This is a genomic window from Nocardia sp. CDC519 (genome assembly GCF_059509835.1).
The window spans coordinates 4,703,817-4,723,947 of the sequence record NZ_CM183377.1 but is presented as its reverse complement, the minus strand read 5'-3'; the positions used below and the strand labels follow the sequence as shown (position 1 = coordinate 4,723,947).

General features: G+C 69.2%; 18 protein-coding genes. 7 read left to right on the top strand and 11 right to left on the bottom strand.

The window, feature by feature from the left end; all coding sequences use genetic code 11:
• Nucleotides 1–64 precede the first annotated feature (64 nt).
• The 6 genes from AC5W7N_RS21125 to AC5W7N_RS21100 form a co-directional block, all read right to left on the bottom strand.
• The gene (locus AC5W7N_RS21125) at nt 65–1,693 is read right to left on the bottom strand and encodes an MlaD family protein (RefSeq protein ID WP_495922039.1); all 1,629 of its coding nucleotides are present in this window, start codon (nt 1,691–1,693) and stop codon (nt 65–67) included.
• A 9-nt stretch (nt 1,694–1,702) separates the two neighbouring features.
• On the bottom strand, nt 1,703–2,563 hold the full coding sequence (locus tag AC5W7N_RS21120; protein WP_495922038.1) for an ABC transporter permease: 861 nt from the start codon (nt 2,561–2,563) through the stop codon (nt 1,703–1,705).
• A gap of 1 nt (nt 2,564) precedes the next feature.
• Nucleotides 2,565–3,419: an MlaE family ABC transporter permease gene (locus tag AC5W7N_RS21115; RefSeq protein WP_495922037.1), complete on the bottom strand. Its 855-nt coding sequence runs from the start codon at nt 3,417–3,419 to the stop codon at nt 2,565–2,567.
• A 226-nt stretch (nt 3,420–3,645) separates the two neighbouring features.
• On the bottom strand, nt 3,646–4,437 hold the full coding sequence (locus AC5W7N_RS21110) for a hypothetical protein (protein ID WP_495922036.1): 792 nt from the start codon (nt 4,435–4,437) through the stop codon (nt 3,646–3,648).
• Between the two features lie 59 nt (nt 4,438–4,496).
• Nucleotides 4,497–5,231: a VIT1/CCC1 transporter family protein gene (locus AC5W7N_RS21105; protein ID WP_163815881.1), complete on the bottom strand. Its 735-nt coding sequence runs from the start codon at nt 5,229–5,231 to the stop codon at nt 4,497–4,499.
• Nucleotides 5,232–5,240: 9 nt separating this feature from the next.
• Nucleotides 5,241–6,287 (bottom strand): AraC family transcriptional regulator, encoded by a 1,047-nt coding sequence (locus AC5W7N_RS21100; RefSeq protein ID WP_195021456.1) that lies wholly within the window; start codon nt 6,285–6,287, stop codon nt 5,241–5,243.
• A gap of 70 nt (nt 6,288–6,357) precedes the next feature.
• Here AC5W7N_RS21100 and AC5W7N_RS21095 point away from each other — a divergent pair, with 70 nt between their 5' ends.
• From AC5W7N_RS21095 to AC5W7N_RS21085, 3 genes are all read left to right on the top strand, one after another.
• The gene (locus AC5W7N_RS21095) at nt 6,358–7,869 is read left to right on the top strand and encodes a flavin-containing monooxygenase (RefSeq protein ID WP_495922035.1); all 1,512 of its coding nucleotides are present in this window, start codon (nt 6,358–6,360) and stop codon (nt 7,867–7,869) included.
• Nucleotides 7,870–8,082: 213 nt separating this feature from the next.
• Nucleotides 8,083–8,892 (top strand): SAM-dependent methyltransferase, encoded by an 810-nt coding sequence (locus AC5W7N_RS21090; protein WP_163815874.1) that lies wholly within the window; start codon nt 8,083–8,085, stop codon nt 8,890–8,892.
• Between the two features lie 36 nt (nt 8,893–8,928).
• On the top strand, nt 8,929–10,197 hold the full coding sequence (locus tag AC5W7N_RS21085) for a diguanylate cyclase domain-containing protein (protein ID WP_195021453.1): 1,269 nt from the start codon (nt 8,929–8,931) through the stop codon (nt 10,195–10,197).
• A 13-nt stretch (nt 10,198–10,210) separates the two neighbouring features.
• Here the strand turns inward: AC5W7N_RS21085 and AC5W7N_RS21080 are convergent, their stop codons facing one another.
• Complete coding sequence (locus AC5W7N_RS21080; RefSeq protein ID WP_490725335.1) at nt 10,211–10,912, bottom strand: metal-dependent hydrolase; 702 nt, start codon at nt 10,910–10,912, stop codon at nt 10,211–10,213.
• Between the two features lie 543 nt (nt 10,913–11,455).
• On the opposite strand from AC5W7N_RS21080, the gene AC5W7N_RS21075 reads away from it, so the two are divergent.
• Entirely contained in the window at nt 11,456–12,259 is an 804-nt protein-coding gene (locus tag AC5W7N_RS21075; protein ID WP_163815868.1) for an SDR family oxidoreductase, read from the top strand.
• A gap of 46 nt (nt 12,260–12,305) precedes the next feature.
• Here AC5W7N_RS21075 and AC5W7N_RS21070 read toward each other — a convergent pair whose 3' ends face one another.
• Together AC5W7N_RS21070 and AC5W7N_RS21065 are read right to left on the bottom strand one after the other, a co-directional pair.
• Nucleotides 12,306–13,502: an MFS transporter gene (locus AC5W7N_RS21070; protein WP_495922034.1), complete on the bottom strand. Its 1,197-nt coding sequence runs from the start codon at nt 13,500–13,502 to the stop codon at nt 12,306–12,308.
• 278 nt (nt 13,503–13,780) lie between these two features.
• Nucleotides 13,781–14,257 (bottom strand): RrF2 family transcriptional regulator, encoded by a 477-nt coding sequence (locus tag AC5W7N_RS21065; RefSeq protein ID WP_495922033.1) that lies wholly within the window; start codon nt 14,255–14,257, stop codon nt 13,781–13,783.
• Nucleotides 14,258–14,316: 59 nt separating this feature from the next.
• Here AC5W7N_RS21065 and AC5W7N_RS21060 point away from each other — a divergent pair, with 59 nt between their 5' ends.
• The gene (locus AC5W7N_RS21060) at nt 14,317–15,156 is read left to right on the top strand and encodes a DUF72 domain-containing protein (RefSeq protein WP_280211931.1); all 840 of its coding nucleotides are present in this window, start codon (nt 14,317–14,319) and stop codon (nt 15,154–15,156) included.
• 37 nt (nt 15,157–15,193) lie between these two features.
• Here AC5W7N_RS21060 and AC5W7N_RS21055 read toward each other — a convergent pair whose 3' ends face one another.
• Nucleotides 15,194–16,699: a hypothetical protein gene (locus AC5W7N_RS21055; RefSeq protein ID WP_495922032.1), complete on the bottom strand. Its 1,506-nt coding sequence runs from the start codon at nt 16,697–16,699 to the stop codon at nt 15,194–15,196.
• Between the two features lie 257 nt (nt 16,700–16,956).
• Here AC5W7N_RS21055 and AC5W7N_RS21050 point away from each other — a divergent pair, with 257 nt between their 5' ends.
• Nucleotides 16,957–17,307 (top strand): hypothetical protein, encoded by a 351-nt coding sequence (locus AC5W7N_RS21050; RefSeq protein WP_175585993.1) that lies wholly within the window; start codon nt 16,957–16,959, stop codon nt 17,305–17,307.
• A gap of 70 nt (nt 17,308–17,377) precedes the next feature.
• Nucleotides 17,378–19,084 (top strand): dihydroxy-acid dehydratase, encoded by a 1,707-nt coding sequence (gene ilvD, locus AC5W7N_RS21045; RefSeq protein ID WP_495922031.1) that lies wholly within the window; start codon nt 17,378–17,380, stop codon nt 19,082–19,084.
• A 40-nt stretch (nt 19,085–19,124) separates the two neighbouring features.
• On the opposite strand, the gene AC5W7N_RS21040 is transcribed toward ilvD, so the two are convergent.
• Nucleotides 19,125–19,937, bottom strand: a complete 813-nt coding sequence (locus AC5W7N_RS21040; protein WP_163816321.1) for a VOC family protein — start codon at nt 19,935–19,937, stop codon at nt 19,125–19,127.
• Nucleotides 19,938–20,131 lie beyond the last annotated feature (194 nt).

Sequence of the window (20,131 nt, the reverse complement as noted above, 5' to 3'; positions counted from 1 at the left end):
GGCGCGCCCGAATCGCGGGGTGAAACGTGGGACGCCGTGGTGCGGCGGGGAAATACGGTGCACGTCAACGGCCCCCGTCCTGCACGCCCGTCGTGTCGCGGACGGTGAGCGAACCGCCCGCGAGGACCGGGCCGAGCAGCAGCAGCTGCGCGGCGTTGGGTTCACCGCCGACGAGGGCGGCGACGGCGGCGCGCCCACGGAGCGGCCTGGCGGACGCCGACTGCCCGGCTTCGGCGGCTCCGGCGCCGGCCCGTCGAGATCCGGGTACGGCTGTCCGATCCGGGTGGGCGGCGGGGGAGCTGTCGGGCGATGAACTACCTGGAAGTCCCGATCGCGGTGTTCCTGGCCCAGCGGGTGCCGGAGGCGCAGATTCTGGCGAAGTTGCGGGAGCCGGCGGAATCGGTCCGCCGGGGACGAGGAAGGGCAGCGGGGGTAAACCCGGGATGAGCGGGAATCCGGGCAGGCCCGGCGCCAGCGGCGTCGCGGGCACTCCGGTAGTACCGGGCGCCCCCGGGGCTCCCGGAGCACCGGGCAGCCCGAACGCTCCGGGAACGACCGGTGCGGGCCCGGCCGAATCCAGATGACGCGGGATCAGTGTCGGTGGGAACCGCTGTGCCGGTGCGGTGTTCGGCACCGAACCATCGGAGCAGCGCGGACCTGCCACATCCCCGTATCGCGGACAGTCCTGCGCCGTGTACTGCTGGAACGGTGTGAAGGTGACGTCGATGGCCCAGCTCATCTGCTTGCTCGGACCCCAGTTGAATACCGTGGCGAGCTCGCCGAGCGCGGCGTTGAGGTTGGCGACCGACACCGGGAGGGCGTCGGGGTCGGCGGCGAGGGCGCCGAAGGTCTCGTCGAGGCCGGCGACCAATTCCTTTCCGGCGTCCGGGTTGCGGGCGAACAGCGCGTTGGTGGCGTCGATGGTGCTGCTCGCACCGGTGAGCAGGGCGAGGACGCCGGCGCGGCGTTCGGTGATGGTGCGCGCCGAGGTCACCGACGCGGCCAGTACGTCGATCAGCTCGGGGGCCGACGCGCTGATGGCTGTTGTCGCCGCGCCCAGATCGCCGAGCAGGTCGCCGATTTCGGGGATCGCGCGGACCTGCGTGGTCCAGGTGTCCAGGCGTTCGATGGTCGAGCCCGGCACCCGGGCGGCGGGATCGAGGGCGTCGGCCAGGGTACCGAGCACCCGGCCGAGCTTCTCCGGCTGGATATGGTCGAGCACGGTCCGCAGGGTGGTGAGGGTGGTCTGTAGTTCGGTGGTCGCCCGGCTGGTGTCCTGTTCGATGGTCATGCCCGCGCGTAGCCCGCGTGCGGCAGGCCCGTTGTCGACGAGTTCGACGGCCGTGACGCCGAAGATATTGGCCGGCACCACCCGCGCGGTGACAGTGCCGGGAATGTCGCCGGCAGCCTCGGGCAACAGATCGATCTCGACCCGCTGCCGCTCACCCTTCGCGACGATGTCGACGCCCGCGACGGAACCGACGAGCATCCCGCGAAACTTCACGTCCGCGCGCTCGGGCAGCCCGTCGCCGCTGCTGGTCAGCATCGCGACGACGGCCACCCGATCGTCGAACGCGCCGGTATAGCGCAGACCCAGCAGCGCGACCACCGCGGCGATCACGGCCAGCATGGCCGTTCCCGCCAGGCCCAACGTGCGGTGTGACGGCCCGCGCCCACTCGGATCGATGATCATCGCCCGCCCCTATCCGGAGATCCGCAGACCCGGGTCGATACCCCAGATCGCCAGTGTGAGCAGCAGATTCGCGAAGACGGCCACGATGATGGTGGCCTTGATCGCCTTACCGGCCGCCACGCCGACGCCCTCTGGTCCACCCGAGGCGACGAACCCGTAGTAGCACTGGATGAACGTCGCCAGCAGCACGAAGACCACGACCTTGAGCACCGAGTACGCGATGTCCACCGGGTTGAGGAACTGATGGAAGTAGTGGTCGAAGGTGCCGAGGGTGGTGCCGCCGAGGAACAGGATCGACAGTTCGGTGGTGAGGTATGCGATCGCCAAGCCGATGCTGTAGAGCGGCACGATCGCCACCATCGCCGCCAGCATCCGGGTGCTGATCAGATACGGCAGCGGCCGGATCGCGATGGATTCCAGGGCGTCGACCTCCTCCGAGATCCGCATCGAGCCGAGCTGCGCGGTGAACCGGCAGCCGGCCTGCGCGGCGAAGGCCAACGTCGCCAGCAGCGGAGCCAGCTCCCGTGTGGTGGCGAACCCGGAGACCGCGCCGGTCAACGGGGCCATGGTGAGCAGCTCGAGTGCGGTGTGCGATTCCATGCCGACGGTGATGCCGCCGAAGCCGCACAGGATCAGCACAACGCCCGCCGTGCCGCCGCCGACGACGAGCGATCCGTTTCCCCAGGTCACATCGGTGATCAGGCGCAGAAGTTCCTTGCGGTAGTGGCGCAGCACGAACGGCATGGCGGCCATCGACTGCACCAGGACCAGACCGATATGCCCGAGCCGGACACTGGCCCGTGCCGGTCCGGCGACAGCGACAGCGAGTGCCCGGGCGGGGCGCAGCAACGGCGGTGTGTAGGAGCTCATCTCAGAGCACCTTCGCCGGGAACAGCGTGTTGTAGATCTGGGTGATGACGATATTGGTGGCGAACAGCACGATCGCCGAGGTGACCACCGCGGAGTTGACCGCGTTCGCCACCCCGGCCGGACCGCCCTTGGCATTGAGCCCGGTATCGCAGGCGATGACGGCGGTGAGCGCCCCGAAGATCGCCGCCTTCACGATCGCGACGACGAGGTCGGCGGCCACCGCGAACGAGGCGAAGGTACTGACGTAGGAACCGGGCGTCCCGGACTGGATGTAGACGTTGAACACGTAGCCGGTGGCGAAGCCGACGAAGACGACGAACCCGCACAGCAGCATGCTGATCAGCACCGCCGCCAGCAGCCGCGGCGCCACCAACCGGCGAACCGGGTCGACCCCCATCACCCGCATCGCATCGATTTCCTCGCGAATGGTGCGTGAACCCAGATCCGCGCACATCGCCGAGCCGACCGCACCCGCGATCATCAGCGACGCCACCAGCGGCGCCCCCTGCCGAATGATGCCGAGACCATTGACCGCCCCGATGAAGGTGGTCGCGCCGACCTGGCTGACCAGCGAGCCGACCTGAATCGACACCACCACCGCGATGGGAATCGCGATGAGCAGCGTCGGCGCCGCCGACACATTGGCCATGAAGGCGGCCTGCTGCACGAATTCCCGCCCTGGAAAGCGCCGTCGCGCAAGCGAAGTGAACAGCTCGGCGAAGGCCCGGCCGGTCATGGTGACCTGACGCCCGGCCGTCTCCACCGAACGCTGCGGATGGTCGCGCCAGTAATCGAGCCCGAACCTGATTACTCGTTCCCGGTCCGTCGGATCGGCAAGTTCCCCGGTACTGATCATGCAGCCGCCTTTGGCTAGGTAGAGCGCCTCGACCCCCGTGCCCCGCCACCATTCCTACGGCGGCGAAGCGAATTGTCTGAGACAGTAGCAAGCGTACGTGTTGACCGCTACCTTTTCGCGGGACTTTCCGGCATGTGCTGGAAAGAGCCGGGCGACGGCATTCGGCCCAGACCCGAATAACGGTCCGGCAAGACCTGCGGCGTCGATCGAGTCGACGATCCGGCCGTCAGTCGTCGAACGTCGGGATCTCGATATCGAGGACGGATCGGGTCAATTCATCCAACTGATGCATGGCCGCACCGGCATCGAGTGCCTCCAGGTCGTCGACCTCGGCGCGCAGCACGTCGAGCTCGGCCAGCAGGGCGGCGGCATCGTCGGTGACGGGCATCTGGTCGTTCGATGGCTCGCAGGGCTGCCAGGAGATGGCTTCCTGCCACCAGCCGTCCCGGCGGGCCCACGACCAGGTGACCTTGCGCGCGAGCGGCGCGTCGTCGGTGAGCAGCCGGAAGTGCAGACCGCCGGTGCGGTGGGTCAGTTCGAGGATGCCGTCGGGCAACTGTCTGATACGGAGCTGGACATCGTGGTTGCGGGCCAGCGTCAGCGCTGGATGGTCCAGGCTGCGGCGCTCCGGGATCAGCAGGTCTACCAGCGGTTCTGTCACGGTCGGGAACGCATGCGGTCCGGCTTTGACGGGCACCCGCGCCGCGGCGCGCGGATGGTGCAGGCGCCGGGCATCGACCTCGAAGACGGCCAGGTCACGGGTGGCGGTCAGGCGCAGCGCGGCGCACAGATCGGTGAGCAGATCGCCGGATCCGGCACGCAGCAGCAGCCCACGCCCGTCGGGCGGTTGCACGATCGTCAGTGGCGCCGGCCGACGCCGCAGCTGCGCGGCCACGATGCCGACCACCGGCAACGGTGCGGTGGATTCCGGCCGGTCCAGGATCGCCCGGTACTGCCCGAAAGCCTGTTCCGGCGAATCTGTTCCGGCGGCGGGCAATACGGCGAACACTGAACTCACCCGCCAAGTACAGCACCAACCGCCCCGGCATGCCCGGGCACTGCGCCGAAATCAACCCCTCAGATGCCGGAGACGTCCGCGAGCTGGCCGACTCCGTAGGTGATCGCCATGGCCAAGGCCCCACCGAGCACCACCCGCAGCACCGCCCGGCCGCGGTGGCTGCCACCGAGCCGGGCGCTGATCGACCCGGTGAGGGCGAGCGCGACGAGCACCGCCGCGAACGTCACCGGGATGCGTAGATGCGTGGGCGGCAACAGTATTGCCAGCAGTGGCAGTAGCGCGCCGACGGTGAAGGCGACGGCCGAGGAGAACGCCGCATGCCACGGGTTGGTGAGTTCTTCGGGGTTCAAACCCAATTCGGCTTCGGCGTGCGCGGTGAAGGCATCGTGTGCGGTGAGTTCCTCGGCGACTCGGCGGGCGGTCTCCGGTGACAATCCCTTGGCCCGGTAGATCGCGGTCAACTCGGCGAGCTCGGATTCCGGTTCCTCGCGCAACTCCCGGCGCTCCTTGGCCAGTAGCGCCTTCTCGGAATCGCGTTGGGTGCTCACCGAGACGTACTCGCCGACCGCCATCGAAATCGCTCCCGCACTCAATCCGGCGATGCCAGCGGTGAAAATGGTGCTGGTGGCGGTGTTCGCGGCGGCAACACCGACCACGAGCCCGGCCGTCGAGACGATGCCGTCGTTCGCGCCGAGCACGCCGGCGCGCAACCAGTTCAACCGCGTCGCCAAGGTCGCGGTGTGCGGTTCACCGCGGTGCTGCGCCGCGCCGTCGATCTCGCTCGATGGGTCCATAGCCGCAGCCTATGCCCGGGCGGCCGGCGCCGGGGCGCCCTGTTCACGGGCCAGGCCGGGATCGTTGCGGATCGCCGTCGGCGGCCTGCCCCACCAGCGGCGGCAGCAGCGGGTGAGCGTGGCCTGTTCGGTGAGGCCGACGAGGGAGGCGATCTGACTCATGGAGATATCGGTGGTGGTGAGGTAGCGGCGGGTTTCGCTGCGGCGCACATCGTCGAGCACGGCGGCGAAGGTGGTGCCCTCGGCACTGAGCCTGCGTTGCAGAGTGCGCGGATGCATCGTCAGCAGCCCGGCCACCACGGCGATTTCCGGTGGTGTGGTGCCGAGCAGCTGTTTGACGGCGGCGCGCACCGTCGGCACCACCGAGCTGCCGGTGGCGGCGTTCTGCTGGGCCAGGAACTCCATGGCCAGCCGGTGCAGGTTCTCGTCACCACCGCTGAGCTGGCGTGCGGCAAGGCTGCTCGGCACGCGCAGCAGCGCATCGCGGCGCCCGGCCCGCACCGGCGCGCCGAAGAAGGCCTCGTACACCGACAGCGGTGCGGGTGGCCGATACGGCAATTCCACCGAGCGCAGGCCGTAGCGATCGCCGGTCAACCGCTGGATCGTGCGGTGCATGAAGGCGAGGCCGAGATCGGTGCCCTGAACCGGTGTCGCCGTGGCGGCTCGCACGCCATAGCGCAACGCCATCACGCCGCGTTCCCCGTACGGGTCGGGGTCGAGCGACAGGCTCAGCGACCGCGCGTGCACGAACAGGTACCGGGAACCGCATTCGAGGACGTCGGCCAGGGTGGGCGAACTGCGGATGGCCAGCGCCAGCGGACCGAGCATGGCCAGATCCTGGCGCGCCGACATGCGTAAGCCCAGGTCGGGGCAGTCGAGCCGGTGCGCGGCCAGTTCCAGCACCGCCGCCACCGCCTGATCGGAGACCAGTAGGTCGTCGGTGTCCAGGGCGGCGACCGGCAGCCCGCACGCGGTGGCCAGCTCCTCGGCGTCGCCGCCGAGCTCGGCGACCGTGGCCCGGAAGCCGCGCAGACCGGCGGAACGAATCACCGACATGTCGCTCAGAATCAAATACTTGTCGCGTGAAGTCAAGTGGAGCGGACCCGAGCCCCGCACACTGGAGTCCATGACCGAGACCGTTGTTGCTCCGGAACACCTGGATGTGGTGATCGTCGGCGCCGGCCTGTCCGGCATCGGCGCCGCCTACCGGTTGCAGACCGAATGCCCCGGCAAGTCCTACGCCGTGCTCGAGGCCCGCGACGCCATGGGCGGCACCTGGGACCTGTTCCGTTACCCGGGTATCCGCTCCGACTCGGACATGTTCACGCTCGGCTATCCGTTCAAGCCATGGCGCGATGCCAAGTCCATCGCCGACGGCCCCTCGATCCTGCGCTACATCACCGAGACCGCCGCCGAGAACGGCATCGACCGCAATATCCGCTACCGGACCAAGGTCGTCGGCGCCGAATGGTCCAGCGATACCGCGCGCTGGACCCTCACCCTGGAACAGCGCGACGAGCACGGCGCGGTCGAACAGCGCGAGCTGACCTGCGAATTCCTCTACGCCTGCGCCGGCTACTACAACTACGACCAGCCCCACGCGCCGGAATTCCCCGGCATCGAGAGTTTCGCCGGCACCGTGGTGCATCCGCAGTTCTGGCCGGAGGAACTGGATTACACGGGCAAGCGGGTGGTCGTCATCGGCAGCGGCGCCACCGCCGTCACGCTGGTGCCGTCGATGGCCGAGCAGGCCGAACTGGTCACCATGCTGCAACGCTCACCCACCTGGATCAGCCCGGTGCCCGGCCGCGACAAGGTGGCCGACCGGATCAGGGCCACGCTGCCGCCGAATCTCGCGCACCGGCTCATCCGGACCAAGAACATCCTGTTCAACGTCGGTTTCTATCAGTACTGCCGTCGGCGTCCGGAGGCCGCGCGCAAGCTGCTCACCGGCCTGACCGCCCGGATTCTGAAGGACGAGCAGGCCGTCGCCGAACACTTCACGCCGAGCTACGACCCGTGGGATCAGCGGCTGTGTGCGGCGCCGGACGCCGATTTCTTCAAGGCCATCCGCAAGGGTAAGGCCGAGGTCGTCACCGACCGGATCGACACCTTCGTCCCGGAGGGGATCCGGCTGACGTCCGGGCGCGTCCTGCCTGCGGACGTGGTGATCACCGCGACCGGCCTGCAACTGCTGGCCTTCGGCGGCATCACACCCGTGGTGGACGGACGCCGGGTGCAACTGTCGCAGCAGTTCGTATGGCAGGGCGCGATGCTCACCGGCGTACCGAATTTCGCCGTCTGCATCGGCTACACCAACGCCTCCTGGACCCTGCGCGCCGACCTGACCTCGCGGCTGATCTGCAAGGTCATCAATTACATGGACCGCAATGGTTACGCGGCCGTGGTGCCGCGCCCGGATGGCCGGCTCGACGAGCGTCCGCTGCTGGATCTGGCCTCGGGCTACATCCAGCGCTCCATCGGCGAGTTCCCGCGCCAGGGCGATCGGCATCCGTGGAAGGTGCGGCAGAACTATCTGCTCGACTCCGCCACCACGATGCGCACCGACCTCGGCAAGACGCTCGCGCCGACGCCGCGTTCGGCGGTGCGGACCCCGGTCGACGTCCCGGCCCGCTGACCCGGGCGCTGCCGCGACACGCCCGCCGGCATGAAAAGTCAACCAGCGCACAATGATTGAATCCGAAACGACCTCGGCCTCGCGGCCCGGTCCGCGGAGGGTTGTCGGTGGGGCGGGCTATCATGCGCTTGGTTCGTTCGGGTTGAACGGGCACACAGGTCGTGCCGCGCTCGGCGCGGGGCGAGCCGCGATCGTCGAGGCAGAGGGGTATCGATGGACAGGCCGGCGTGGGCGCCCGAGGGCGTGGATATGCAGCAGGCGAGCCCGGCACGGATGTACGACGCCCTACTCGGCGGCTCGCACAACTTCGAGGTCGACCGGCGCGCGGCGGAGATGGGCACCAAGCTGGTGCCCGACCTACCACGGTTGGCCTTGAGCAACCGGGCCTTCCTGCGCCGGGCCGTGCGCTATCTGGTGCAGGCCGGGGTCACGCAATTTCTCGATATCGGCTCCGGCATCCCGACGGCCGGCAATGTGCACGAGATCGCCACGGAGCTCGACCCGAGCAGCCGGGTGCTCTACGTCGATATCGACCCGGTCGCCGTGGCTCACTCCCGGGCCATCCTCGGCGATGCCGAGCAGGCGGCGGCCATCGAAGGTGATCTGCGCAAGCCCGCCGATCTGCTGGCGGCGGTCCACGACACCGGGCTCATCGATGTCGACCGCCCGGTTGCGGTCCTGCTGGTGGCGGTGTTGCACCTGGTCGCCGATGCCGACGACCCGGCGGGCAAGGTCGCCGAACTCCGCGCCGCAGTCCCGGCCGGCAGCTACGTCGCGATCTCGCATCTGACCTCGGCGCTGCGCCCCGACGACGCCGCCCAGCTCGGCGCCTCGGCCGCCAACGACAACCGGGTGGGCATCCACTTCCGCTCCCGCGACGCCATCGAGGCTATGTTCGAAGGATGGGACCTGGTCGAGCCGGGTGTGGTGGAGCTGCCTGCCTGGCGGCCCGAATCCGAGCGCGATCAGCACGAAGCACCCGGCCGCTCGCTCGGCTTGGCGGGGCTCGCGCGCAAGGCCTGAACCAGGGCGGCAGGGGATGTGGCAGGGGGTGTGAGCGTGGGTGCCGGTGAGCTCGCGGTGGTGTGGGCCGATGCGCTCGACGGTGCGGTGGCGCCGGCGCTCACCCGCGACCGGATCGAGGAACTGCTGGCCGAGTTGGCCGGGCAACTCGTCGCGGCGCTGCGGGCGCAGACCGAACCGCACGCGGTGCGGGAGACGGCAGCGGCCCTCGTCGCCGCGAACTATCGCGACCCGCAGGTGGTGGGGCGAACCATCCCGGTGATCTTCGGTGCGATGGCCGAGCACGTCGGCCGAGCCGATGGCGCTGCGGAAGCGGTGCGTGAACGTGCCGTGCTGGTCGCGGCCGAATTCGCCACCGGATTCACCGCCGCCTTGCGCTCGGTGGCGCTGACCGAGCAGGAAGCCACGCTGGCCGCGGCGCTCGGGGCGGCGCGCACGGCCGAATCCCGGCGCGAGTTGTCGGAGGCCCGCTTCGCCGCGGTGTTCGCCGGTGCGTCGGTCGGCATCGGCACCGTCGACGTCAACGGGCGAGTCCTCGATGTGAACGCGGCACTGGCCGAGATGCTCGGCCTGTCGGCGGAATCCATGCCGGGGCGTCCGGTGGCCGAGCTGGTGGGCGAGGCGAATATCGGGCAGGCCTACGCCCAGATGAAACAACTGCTCGAGGGCACCATCGACCGGTTCCGGCTGGAAACCGATCACCTGCGCAGCGATGGCACCATCGCGTGCCTCGATCTGTCGATGTCCGCGGTGCGCGACCATACCGGCCGGGTGCGGTTCCTGATCGGCGTCGCGGTCGACGTCACCGATCGTAAAATGCTGGCCGACCAGCTCTGGTACGACGCCAACCACGACGGTCTCACCGGACTGCCCAATCGCGGTCTGTTCTTCGACCGGCTCGCCTGCGCCACCCCACCCGTCGGCGTCTGCTATCTGGATCTGGACGGGTTCAAGGAAGTCAACGATGAGTGGGGGCACACCATCGGCGACAAGGTGCTGCGCGTGGTCGGCGAACGTCTCCAGGAGGGGGTGGCCGCGGTCGGTGGGCTCGCGGCGCGCATCGGCGGCGACGAATTCATCGTCATGGTCGAACAGTGCACCGGCGAAGACCAGCTCACCGCGTTGCGTACGGACCTGCTCGCCGCGCTGACGCGCCCGATGATGATCGGGCACCGGCCCATCACCATCGGCGCCAGCATCGGCACCGTGTACCTCGAGGAACCGCCCGCGGCCGTGGACGAAACCATGCACGCGGCCGATACCGCGATGTACCGGAACAAGCCGTCACGATCGCGGGCACAGTAGTCGTCGCGCGCGGTTACGGCACGGTGTGCAGGTAGAGCAGGGCGACGGTGGCCAGCGTCATCGCCGGCGTGAGCAGCCAGGTCTCGATCTTGTTGCCGGTGCGCGAGATCAGCGGGACGCCGATGCGCGTGCCCACCGGCCACAACAGCGGACAGCCCTTATCGGTGAGGCAGTCGCCGATGATGTGGATCAGCACACCGAGCCCGATGGCGAACGGTAACCAGGGCGGCACGTCGGGCAGCCAGCGCGCCATGAGCAGCGTGCCGCCGCCGGCCAGGAGAACGCACGGGCCATAGGCCTTCAGCGAATCACCGGACGGGCACAGATGCAGGGCGCGCGCGCCGAGCGCCAGCATGAAGAAGATCAGCCCGAAGGTGAAGTACTTGCCCCACACATGCTGCCCTGCCCAGGTGGCCCAGCCCGCCAGTAGCACGAACAGCAGACTGTGCGTGCCATGCCGATGCCCGCCGGACACCGCGGAAACCCCTTGGGACACCAGGTGACTCACCGGACCGAGCGAATGCGAGATGGTGCCCTTCGGATGGTCGATATCGGGCAGCAGCGCCGCGCCCGCGGTGATGATGGTGCCGAGCACCAGCTCCATCGCGCTCACCCGCACCGGGCCCTGCACCAATTCCAGGACGGCGACCGGCGCCATGGTCGCCGTGGCTGCGAAGGCCAGCGCCCCGCTGGTGGCATGCGAGTGCCCGAGCATGCTGTGCTGTTCCCCCCAACCGGTGGACCGTCATGTGCCCGAACAACTTAGCAACACGCACCGACAAGTCGGTTTCCGCGCGACTACCTGCGGATCCTTGCCCGAGCGGGAAGGCATTCGATGTGTGCCATCGCGGGAAACGCCCGGCCGCACCGAACTCGCCGTCATGACGGTGCGGGCGAATCCGGAACTGTCCGAAGCCGATACCGAGGCGCACCGTTGCCGTCATGATGGGGCAGTCGGTCGCCGGTGCGATCCGAGAGCAGGGGGAGATGGGGATGGAAGAACGACGTCCATGGCTCACGCCGATTCCGCGGTACGAGCCGCCGGCCTACCCGTACGTGCCGGATCGGTCACGCCCCATGGCGCGCCGTGGCTCCGATCCGGCCGTGCCGAGCGCGCGGACCGCGGCACCGGGTGCGCGGTCGAGCGGCGATCACGGCCGCGCTTTCGCGGCTCGGCCATATCCGATACATTCCTGTATCGAACGATGCGTAGGCGCGAGATCGCCGGTGCCACCGGCGGTCGAGGATCGGGGCGAGCATGACGAAAACCGCGGTGGTGACCGGCGCGTCGTCGGGTATCGGGCGCGCGACCGCGCGACTGCTGGCCGAGCGCGGCTATCGGGTGATCGGCACCAGCCGCAACCCCGACACGATCGCCGAACATGATCGGATCGCGGGCGTGGAGTACCGCGCGCTCGACCTGACCGATCCCGCGTCGATCGAGGCGTTCGGCGCCGGCCTCGGCCCCGTCGACGTGCTGGTGAACAATGCGGGGGAGAGCCAATCCGGGCCGATCGAAGAGCTGCCCCTGGACGCGATCGAGCGGGTCTTCCAGGTCAATGTCTTCGGTCAGGTCCGGCTGGCGCAGCTGGTGTTGCCCGGTATGCGGGCGCGCGGTTACGGGCGCATCATCATGGTCGGCTCGATGCTGGCGAGTTTCCCGCTGGCCTACCGGTCCTCGTATGTGGCGGCCAAGGCGGCGCTCAAGGGTTTCGCCGACGCGGCCCGGTTGGAGACCTCGCCGTTCGGGGTGTGGATCAGCACGGTAGAGCCCGGCTCGATCAGCACCGGCATCGGCGAGCGCCGCACCAAATACATCGGCGAGGATTCGCCCTACCTGGCCGATTTCCACACCATGATCGACCGGCTCGACCGCAACGAACGTGCCGGCATTCCACCCGAACAGGTCGCGGCCCTGATCTTGCGCGCCATCGAAGCGGGCACACCGAAGCCGTTGTACGCCACCGGGAGCCGAGCGCCGCTGGTCTTCCTGTTGCGCAGACTGCTTCCAGGGACGGTGATCGAGAAGGTCGTGGCCCGCTCACACGGCTTACGCCGCTGATGTTTCGGTTGGTGCGTGACGGTCCACGTTCACCACGTACCGGCTCTTACCGGCGATTCCGAGGAGCGCCGCTGACCAGCAGAAAAATCAACGCCGACACGGCAATCGACGCGCCGAGACCGAAGATGAGGCCGCGCTGCGCCGTCACCGCCGCGCCGCCGAGCACGGTGCCGAGACCGATCCCGGTATAGATCGCCGAGGCGTTCAGCGACACCACCAGCGGCGCTTCCGCGGGAGCCGCGTCGATCAGGCGATGTTGCTGGGCGGGCGTCTGACACCAGGTGCCCGCGCCCCACACCAGCACCAGCAGTCCGACCAGTGCGGGCACACGCAGATCGGACATCGCGACCCCCATCAGCGCCGCCAGGGCGAGGGCCATGCTCGTGTACCCGATCGCCAGTACCCGAGTCGCGCCCCAGCGATCGGTCGCGTAGCCCGAAGCCAGATTGCCCGCCACCGCACCTGCGCCGTACAGGAACAGCATCAGCGCATGGCCCGAGACACCGACGCTCGCCAGCGCGGGCACGGTGTACGCGTAGGCCACGTAACCGGCCGCCATTCCGATCACCGTCAATGGCAGGATCGCCGCGACCGCCGGTTTCGCCAGCACCGCCAGCCGCGCCCGCACCGGAACCCGCGGATTCCCCGGCAGCGGTGGGAGCAGCCGCAACAGGCAGAGCGCCACCAGCGCACACAGCGCCGCGACGATCCCCAGCGCGGCCCGCCAATCGAGCCACTGCACCGCCACATTGCCCAGCGGCACACCGAGGGCAGTGGCGACCGTCAACCCACCGACGACGATGGCCAGTGCCCGCGCCCGCAGTCGCGGCGACACCAGCGCCGCACTCACCGCGCCCGCATTCGGGGTGTAGACCGCGGCCCCGAGCGCCGCGAGCACCCGGGCGCCCAGCAGGAACGCGATCCCCGGCGCCATCGCCGAGCCGAGATTGGCCACCGCGAGCACGATCAGCGCCGCCACCAGTAGCGCTCTGCGCGGAATCCGCGCGGTCAGTGTCGCCAGCAGCGGCGCGGTCAGCGCGTACGCGACCGCGAACACCGTGATCGACAGCCCCGCCGTCGCCGTGGACACCGCGAGGGATGCGGCCATATCCGGCAGAAACCCGGCCACCACGAACGCATCGGTACCGACGGCGAAGGTCCCGAGCCCGAGCATCCACACCGCCCCGAGCCCACCCGAGCTGCGTTCGCTCGTGCCGGTTTCGCTCGTATCGCGTCCGCTCATGCTGCGCTCGTCGCCGAGCTCATGCGGGCCGGCGCCACCCGCGTCGGTCCCGCTCGCGACGGCACCACCCGCCCCGGTCCCACCCGCCCGGTCCCACCCGCGCCAGCATCACTCGCGCCGGTCCGGCTCGCGCCCGGCCAACTCGCGACGGATCCGTTCGAGCCGAGTCTGCCCGGGGCGCTACCGGGAACAGCATCCGTGCTTCCATGGTGCGTTATCGGGATATCTGACATCCCCATTCTCCTCACGTGTGCACCCGCTGCCTGGGCGGCTGCGTGCTAGTTCATCTGCGCATATGTGCGCCGGGTCCATTCGGCGGTGCTCGCGGGCGTCTGTGCCATCAGATCGGCGATGGTCGTCGCGGCGAGTTCGCGCCGCCAGGCCAGTTCGGCCCTGCGCATGGCGGTGGCAACGCCGCAGGGGCGGGCGAAACGCGACGCGGGTGCCGTGCTACCCGCGCCGTGCCGGCGGATCTCGGTGCACCGGAAGGCCTCGTCCGGCCCTTCGATCGCGCTCACCACATCCATCAGGGTGATCCGCTCGGGGCGGCGCGCGAGTTCGAAACCGCCGCGCGCGCCGGGGATCGATGTCAGGATCTGTGCGCGCACCAGATCTTGGAGCCGCTTCTTCAGATACTGCTGCGGCAGGTCGAACCATTGCGCGAGCCGGGTGGTGGGGATCGGTCCCTGATCCTCGAGCCACGCAATGGTGAGGCAGCAGTGGATGCCCCATTCGACGCCCTCGCCCATCCGCATGAAGGGGATACTACATGTACCGATTAAGTCCTGTCGGGCGGGTGCGCTAGCGTCGGGGCATGCGGCTTCATGTGGGATGTGCGATGTGGCAGCATCCGCACTGGCAGCAGCGGCAGCTGCCCGCCGGGCAGCGGTTGGAGTGGTACGCGGCCCGGTGCAACGCGGTCGAGGGCAACACCACCTTCTACGCCACCCCGTCACCGCAGACCGTGCGGACCTGGGCCGCGCAGACCGCGCCGGATTTCCGTTTCGTCGCCAAGTTGCCGCGCACCATCACCCACGACCGCAGGCTCAACGGCGCCGACGCCGAACTGCGCGCCTTCCTCGACGCGATCGAACCGCTCGGCCCGCGCACGCATGCCCTGTGGGTCCAACTGCCCGGCTCCTTCGGCCCCACCGACCTCGGCGTGCTCGCCGGTTTCCTGCGCGGACTGCCCGGCGGCTATCGCGTCGCGGTGGAGGTCCGCCACAGCGCGTTTTTCACCGACGAGGGCACCGCGCGGCAGTTGGAACGCGTGCTGGCACGGGTCGACGCGGAGTGGATACCGTTCGACACCACAACGCTGTTCGCCGCTCCCGCGGCCAGCGACGGTGAACGCGAGGCATGGGGGAAGAAGCCGCGCCTGCCGCGCCGAATGCGGGCCCTGACCGAGTTCCCGATCGTGCGCTATCACGGTCGCGACGCGACCGAGCCCACTGTGGCGGGCTGGCAGCCGTGGGTCGTGACGGTCGCGCAATGGCTACGGGAAGGCCGCTCGCCCACGGTGTTCCTGCACACCCCCGACAATGCCGCCGCACCGGAGCTGGCCCGCCGCTTCCACGACGAAGTGCGCGCCCAGGTGCCGCGACTGGAGCCGCTGCCGGAGCCGGCCTCGGCCGAACCGATGACCTTGTTCTGACCGTCGGCCCCGGCCGTGCGGCGCTACCCGAACCGGGCTAGCTCGACCGCCCACCCCGGAACGACAGCACGTGCTCGCCGTAGTCGGTGAGCGGCCGCGACTCCACCGCCTGCCGAATGCCGCTGGCGGGCAGTTGCGTCAGCTTGGCGAACATCGGCGTATTGCCGAACGCCGCCCGCACCTGCGTCTCCGAGGCGTAATCGGCGCCGTAATCGGCCAGCACCCCGAAGTTCAACGGCGCCAGCGGCGTATCCAGCGGCGTCGGTTCGGCGGGGCGGCCGAGCGCGGCGTACTGGGTCGGTACGCCCTGCTCGTACCAGCACAATTCGTAGGACAGCTGCTCAACGGTGGTCACGCTGACCACCGGCCAGCGCTGCGACAGCCGCAGCGCGAGCGGATGTCTGCCGACGGGTGTGATCTCCCAATTCAGGCTCTGCACCGCTACCCAGCTACCCGACAATCGTTCGATCAGCACCAGATCGTCACCGAGGGCGGTCGCGGTGTTCAGTTCGGGATCCGGTGTGCTCCAATGCGTCCGGTCCACGCCCTGAAATGCGGAGATGGCGACCTGCTCGGCGCCGTCGGCCGCGTAGGCGGCGATGACGGCGGCGCGGATCTGCGCCACCGCGTCGGCCGACGAGCACCGCACCGCCAGCGCACCGAACGAGGTGGCGATATCCACCGGTTTGGACGGTGGATCCGGCAGCGCGCCCGCGGCCAGCGGCTTCAAGCCGACCAGCGCCAGATTCCAGTTGATCTCCTCGATGGTGGAGAGATCGCCGGCGCTCTGGTACAGGATCTGCTGCTGGGTCAACCGTCCGGCGCGTTCCAGGGTGGGGCAGTCCAGCTTCTTCAGCGCACCGAGAGTCTTACTGGTGAAGCCGATCTCGCCGATCTTGGTTTCGCGCATGGTCGCCGTCATCGCGGGCGAGGTGAGCGCGGCATAGCGCTCGCGGTACATGGCGACGGCCTGTTTGCGCTGCCTGCCGACCATCAGGGTCCGCAGCAGTGTGTTCAGACTGGCGAGGTACTTGCTCGCCTGATCGGGGTCGGCGGCGAACAACCGGGCCCGGATGCGCACCGCCTCCTCGGTGGCCGCTACCGCGGCGCCGGGATCCAGACGGCACAGCCACACACCGCATTTCGACAAACCGTCGGCGCACACGCCAGCGGCATTCGGATGGGTGGCGGCGACCTGACGGTAGGCGTTGCAGGCATCGCGGATGGTGGCCGTGGCCAGTTCCCGATGGCCGATCGCGCGGGCGGCCTGTTCCAGGATGCGCAGCGCGTCCTGGACCTGGCCGGCGAATTGAGCCGAGACATGGCCGTTGGTGAGCCAGCGCAACCGGATCAGTACCGCTTCCTGAGCGGGCTCGAGGGCGGCGGCGGAGCGGTCGCGCGCGGTGGGATCGTTCTTGGTGGCGGCCAGTGCCGTGGCCAGCTCGCACAGCGAGTTCGCCAATTGCAGTTCGGATTCGGCCGAACGGTCCATGGCAGCACGTCGATCCGTGGCCACCCGGCGCTCGACGGCGCTCAGATCCATCGCGATCCCAACTCCCGCATCACCTTCCGTATCCGGTCGCCTATCGGCCGGCTCGGGTGATCGGGCCGAGTCTGCCACACATCAGAGGTGGGCAGCACCCAGATGTGCCGACCGCGATCAGGAACGTGAAACCTGTTGAACGTGCCGTTGTTTAACGGTACATTAATTGGCGATCAGCAAAGCGCCGCCCGCCATCAGCGGACCGCGACCAGGCATCGCCGAAGACCGCGGCGGTGCGATCCGAACCAGGAGTTCCGATGAATCGAACCACCGTCCTCGCCCGTACCCGGCGCGGTCTCGCGCGCGCGGCCGCCGTCGCCGCGATCGCCCTCGCGCCGGCCGCTGTGATGGTCGCGCCCGCCGTCGCCGAGCCGCTCATCCTCGAACCGATCGAATCCGCCGAGCACGCGGCACCGGACGCGTCGGCCGACGCGGTGTACTACGGCTACGGCTACGGGGGATACGGCGGTTACGGGTACGGCGGCTACGGCTACCCGGGGTATGGCGGGTACGGCGGCTACGGCTACGGCGGATACAGCTACCCCAATTACGGCGGCTACTACCTGTGGCCGGTGATCGTGCTCCCGCCGACCGGAAGCGCCTACTGAATTCGCGCCATGCCCGGCGATCGGCGTGGGTGACTGCCGTAATCGGGGCGGGGCGAGGATGATGGCGGTCGTGGCCGACCGAACCGAGACACCCGATATCAAACCCCGTAGCCGCGACGTCACCGACGGCCTGGAGAAAACCGCCGCGCGCGGCATGCTGCGCGCGGTCGGCATGGACGACGACGATTTCGCCAAACCGCAGATCGGCGTGGCCTCCTCGTGGAACGAGATCACCCCGTGCAACCTCTCCCTGGACCGGCTGGCCCAGGGCTGCAAGGACGGCGTGTTCGCCGCGGGCGGCTTTCCGATGCAGTTCGGCACCATCTCGGTGTCGGACGGCATTTCCATGGGACACGAGGGCATGCACTTCTCGCTGGTCTCGCGGGAGGTGATCGCCGACAGCGTCGAGACGGTCATGCAGGCCGAGCGACTCGACGGGTCGGTCCTGCTCGCCGGCTGTGACAAGTCACTGCCCGGCATGATGATGGCGGCGGCCCGGCTGAACCTGGCCAGCGTCTTCCTCTACGCCGGCTCGATCCTGCCCGGCATCGCGAAGCTGTCCGACGGCAGCGAACGCGAGGTGACGATCATCGATGCGTTCGAGGCCGTCGGCGCGTGTTCGCGCGGGCTGATGAGCCGCGAAGACGTCGACGCCATCGAGCGGGCGATCTGCCCCGGCGAAGGTGCGTGCGGCGGCATGTACACCGCGAACACGATGGCCAGCGCCGCCGAAGCGCTCGGTATGTCGTTGCCTGGCAGCGCCGCACCGCCCGCGACCGACCGCAGGCGCGACGGTTATGCCCGGCGCAGCGGCCAGGCCGTGATCGAGTTGATCCGGCGCGGCATCACCACCTCCGACATCCTCACCAAGGAAGCCTTCGAGAACGCGATCGCGGTCGTGATGGCCTTCGGCGGTTCGACCAACGCGGTGCTGCATCTGCTGGCCATCGCGCACGAGGCGAACGTCGATCTGACCCTGGACGATTTCGCCAGGGTCGGCCGCCGGGTGCCGCATCTGGCCGACGTCAAACCGTTCGGCAGGCATGTGATGACCGATGTGGACCGCATCGGAGGCGTGCCGGTGATGATGAAGGCCCTGCTCGATGCCGGTCTGCTGCACGGCGACTGCCTGACGGTCACCGGCCGCACCGTCGCCGAGAATTTGGCCGCCATTGCCCCGCCCGACCCGGACGGCAAGGTGGTGCGCGCGCTGGCCGAGCCGATCCATCCGACCGGTGGGATCACCATCCTGCGCGGTTCGCTGGCTCCCGGTGGGGCCGTGGTCAAGTCGGCGGGCTTCGATTCCGATGTATTCCTCGGCACCGCCAGGGTGTTCGACCGCGAGCGGGCGGCCATGGACGCGCTCGAAGACGGCACCATCACCGCGGGCGATGTGGTCGTCATCCGGTACGAGGGGCCGAAGGGCGGCCCAGGTATGCGGGAGATGCTGGCGATCACCGCCGCGATCAAGGGCGCGAGGCTGGGCAAGGACGTGCTGCTGCTGACCGACGGCCGGTTCTCCGGTGGCACCACCGGACTCTGCGTCGGACATGTGGCGCCGGAGGCCGTCGACGGCGGGCCGATCGCGTTCGTCCGCGACGGCGACCGGATCCGGCTGGATGTCGCCGCGGGCACCCTGGATCTGCTCGTCGACGAGGAGGAACTCGCCGACAGGCGCGAGGGGTGGGCTCCGCTGCCGCCCCGCTACACCCGCGGGGTGCTGGCGAAGTATTCCAAGCTCGTGGGTTCGGCCTCGTCCGGCGCGGTCTGCGATTGAGCCACGGGCGCTCGCGGGACCACCTCGAGCGCCCGCTGTCTCAGGCCGGCTGGCCGGTGGGCGGTGCGCCGACCGTGCGAGTCGGGTCGATGACGGCGAACGTCTCGCCCTGCGGCGCGCGCACGATGCCTTGCCGTCCGAACGGGCTGTCCTCGGGACCGCTGATCACCGTCGCGCCGAGCTCGGTCGCCCGGGTGAGCGCGGCGTCGGTGTCCTGGACCTGGAACCAGGCCAGCCAATAGGACTGGTCATCGCCGGGCATCTTCGTCACGTCGTTGATTCCGCCGAGCGGGTGGTCGTCGCCGCCCTGGCCGAAGGTCGAGTAGACGAAGTTCGTTCCGTCGCCGATCTCGGTGTATGTCCAGCCGAAGACCTCGGCGTAGAACTGTTGCGCCCGGCGGTAATCACCGGTGTGCAGCTCGTTCCAGCAGTAGGCGCCGTGCTCGTTGTAGATCCCGGCGCCGCGGTGCGCTTTGGCCTGCCACACCCCGAACACTCCGCCGGTCGGATCGGCCGCGACGAACATGCGGCCCACGTCGAGCACATCGAACGGCGGCATCATCACGGTGCCGCCCGCGGCGCCGACCCGCGCGGCGACCGCGTCGGCATCGTCGGCGGCGAGGTAGGTGGTCCACACCGAGGGCATCGGCATACCGGCGGGTTTGGGTCCGATCCCCGCCGCCGGTTGCCCGTTGCGCAGCGCGATCAGATAGCCGCCCGCCTCGTGCGGGCTGTCGATGATCTCCCAGCCGAACAGGTCGGCGTAGAACGTGCGCGCCTTGGTCACATCATCGACCTGGCAGTCCACCCAGCAGGGTGTTCCTTCCGGCCAGGCGTTGTCGCGAGTCGGCATCAGCTGAACCTCCCTGGCATTCGAGTCGGATGACCGACCGTCCGAACCCGGTCGGCACTCGTCTCAGTCAAGCACTCGGGTGCGCTGCGGGATAGGGGTCCGGCGAGGTTCGCCCGATTCGGGACAGACGCTCGCCGTCACCGTGGCAGTGATCGAGCACAGACTTCGGCAGAGTGGTCGACAAGATCGTCCAG

Excerpts from the sequence above, each read along its gene's own strand:
- AC5W7N_RS21125 (WP_495922039.1), bottom strand. The coding sequence starts at position 1,693 with ATGATCATCGATCCGAGTGGGCGCGGGCCGTCACACCGCACGTTGGGC.
- AC5W7N_RS21120 (WP_495922038.1), bottom strand. The coding sequence starts at position 2,563 with ATGAGCTCCTACACACCGCCGTTGCTGCGCCCCGCCCGGGCACTCGCT.
- AC5W7N_RS21115 (WP_495922037.1), bottom strand. The coding sequence starts at position 3,419 with ATGATCAGTACCGGGGAACTTGCCGATCCGACGGACCGGGAACGAGTA.
- AC5W7N_RS21105 (WP_163815881.1), bottom strand. The coding sequence starts at position 5,231 with ATGGACCCATCGAGCGAGATCGACGGCGCGGCGCAGCACCGCGGTGAA.
- AC5W7N_RS21100 (WP_195021456.1), bottom strand. The coding sequence starts at position 6,287 with ATGTCGGTGATTCGTTCCGCCGGTCTGCGCGGCTTCCGGGCCACGGTC.
- AC5W7N_RS21095 (WP_495922035.1), top strand. The coding sequence starts at position 6,358 with ATGACCGAGACCGTTGTTGCTCCGGAACACCTGGATGTGGTGATCGTC.
- AC5W7N_RS21090 (WP_163815874.1), top strand. The coding sequence starts at position 8,083 with ATGGACAGGCCGGCGTGGGCGCCCGAGGGCGTGGATATGCAGCAGGCG.
- AC5W7N_RS21080 (WP_490725335.1), bottom strand. The coding sequence starts at position 10,912 with ATGCTCGGGCACTCGCATGCCACCAGCGGGGCGCTGGCCTTCGCAGCC.
- AC5W7N_RS21075 (WP_163815868.1), top strand. The coding sequence starts at position 11,456 with ATGACGAAAACCGCGGTGGTGACCGGCGCGTCGTCGGGTATCGGGCGC.
- AC5W7N_RS21070 (WP_495922034.1), bottom strand. The coding sequence starts at position 13,502 with ATGAGCGGACGCGATACGAGCGAAACCGGCACGAGCGAACGCAGCTCG.
- AC5W7N_RS21065 (WP_495922033.1), bottom strand. The coding sequence starts at position 14,257 with ATGCGGATGGGCGAGGGCGTCGAATGGGGCATCCACTGCTGCCTCACC.
- AC5W7N_RS21060 (WP_280211931.1), top strand. The coding sequence starts at position 14,317 with ATGCGGCTTCATGTGGGATGTGCGATGTGGCAGCATCCGCACTGGCAG.
- AC5W7N_RS21055 (WP_495922032.1), bottom strand. The coding sequence starts at position 16,699 with ATGGATCTGAGCGCCGTCGAGCGCCGGGTGGCCACGGATCGACGTGCT.
- AC5W7N_RS21050 (WP_175585993.1), top strand. The coding sequence starts at position 16,957 with ATGAATCGAACCACCGTCCTCGCCCGTACCCGGCGCGGTCTCGCGCGC.
- AC5W7N_RS21040 (WP_163816321.1), bottom strand. The coding sequence starts at position 19,937 with ATGCCGACTCGCGACAACGCCTGGCCGGAAGGAACACCCTGCTGGGTG.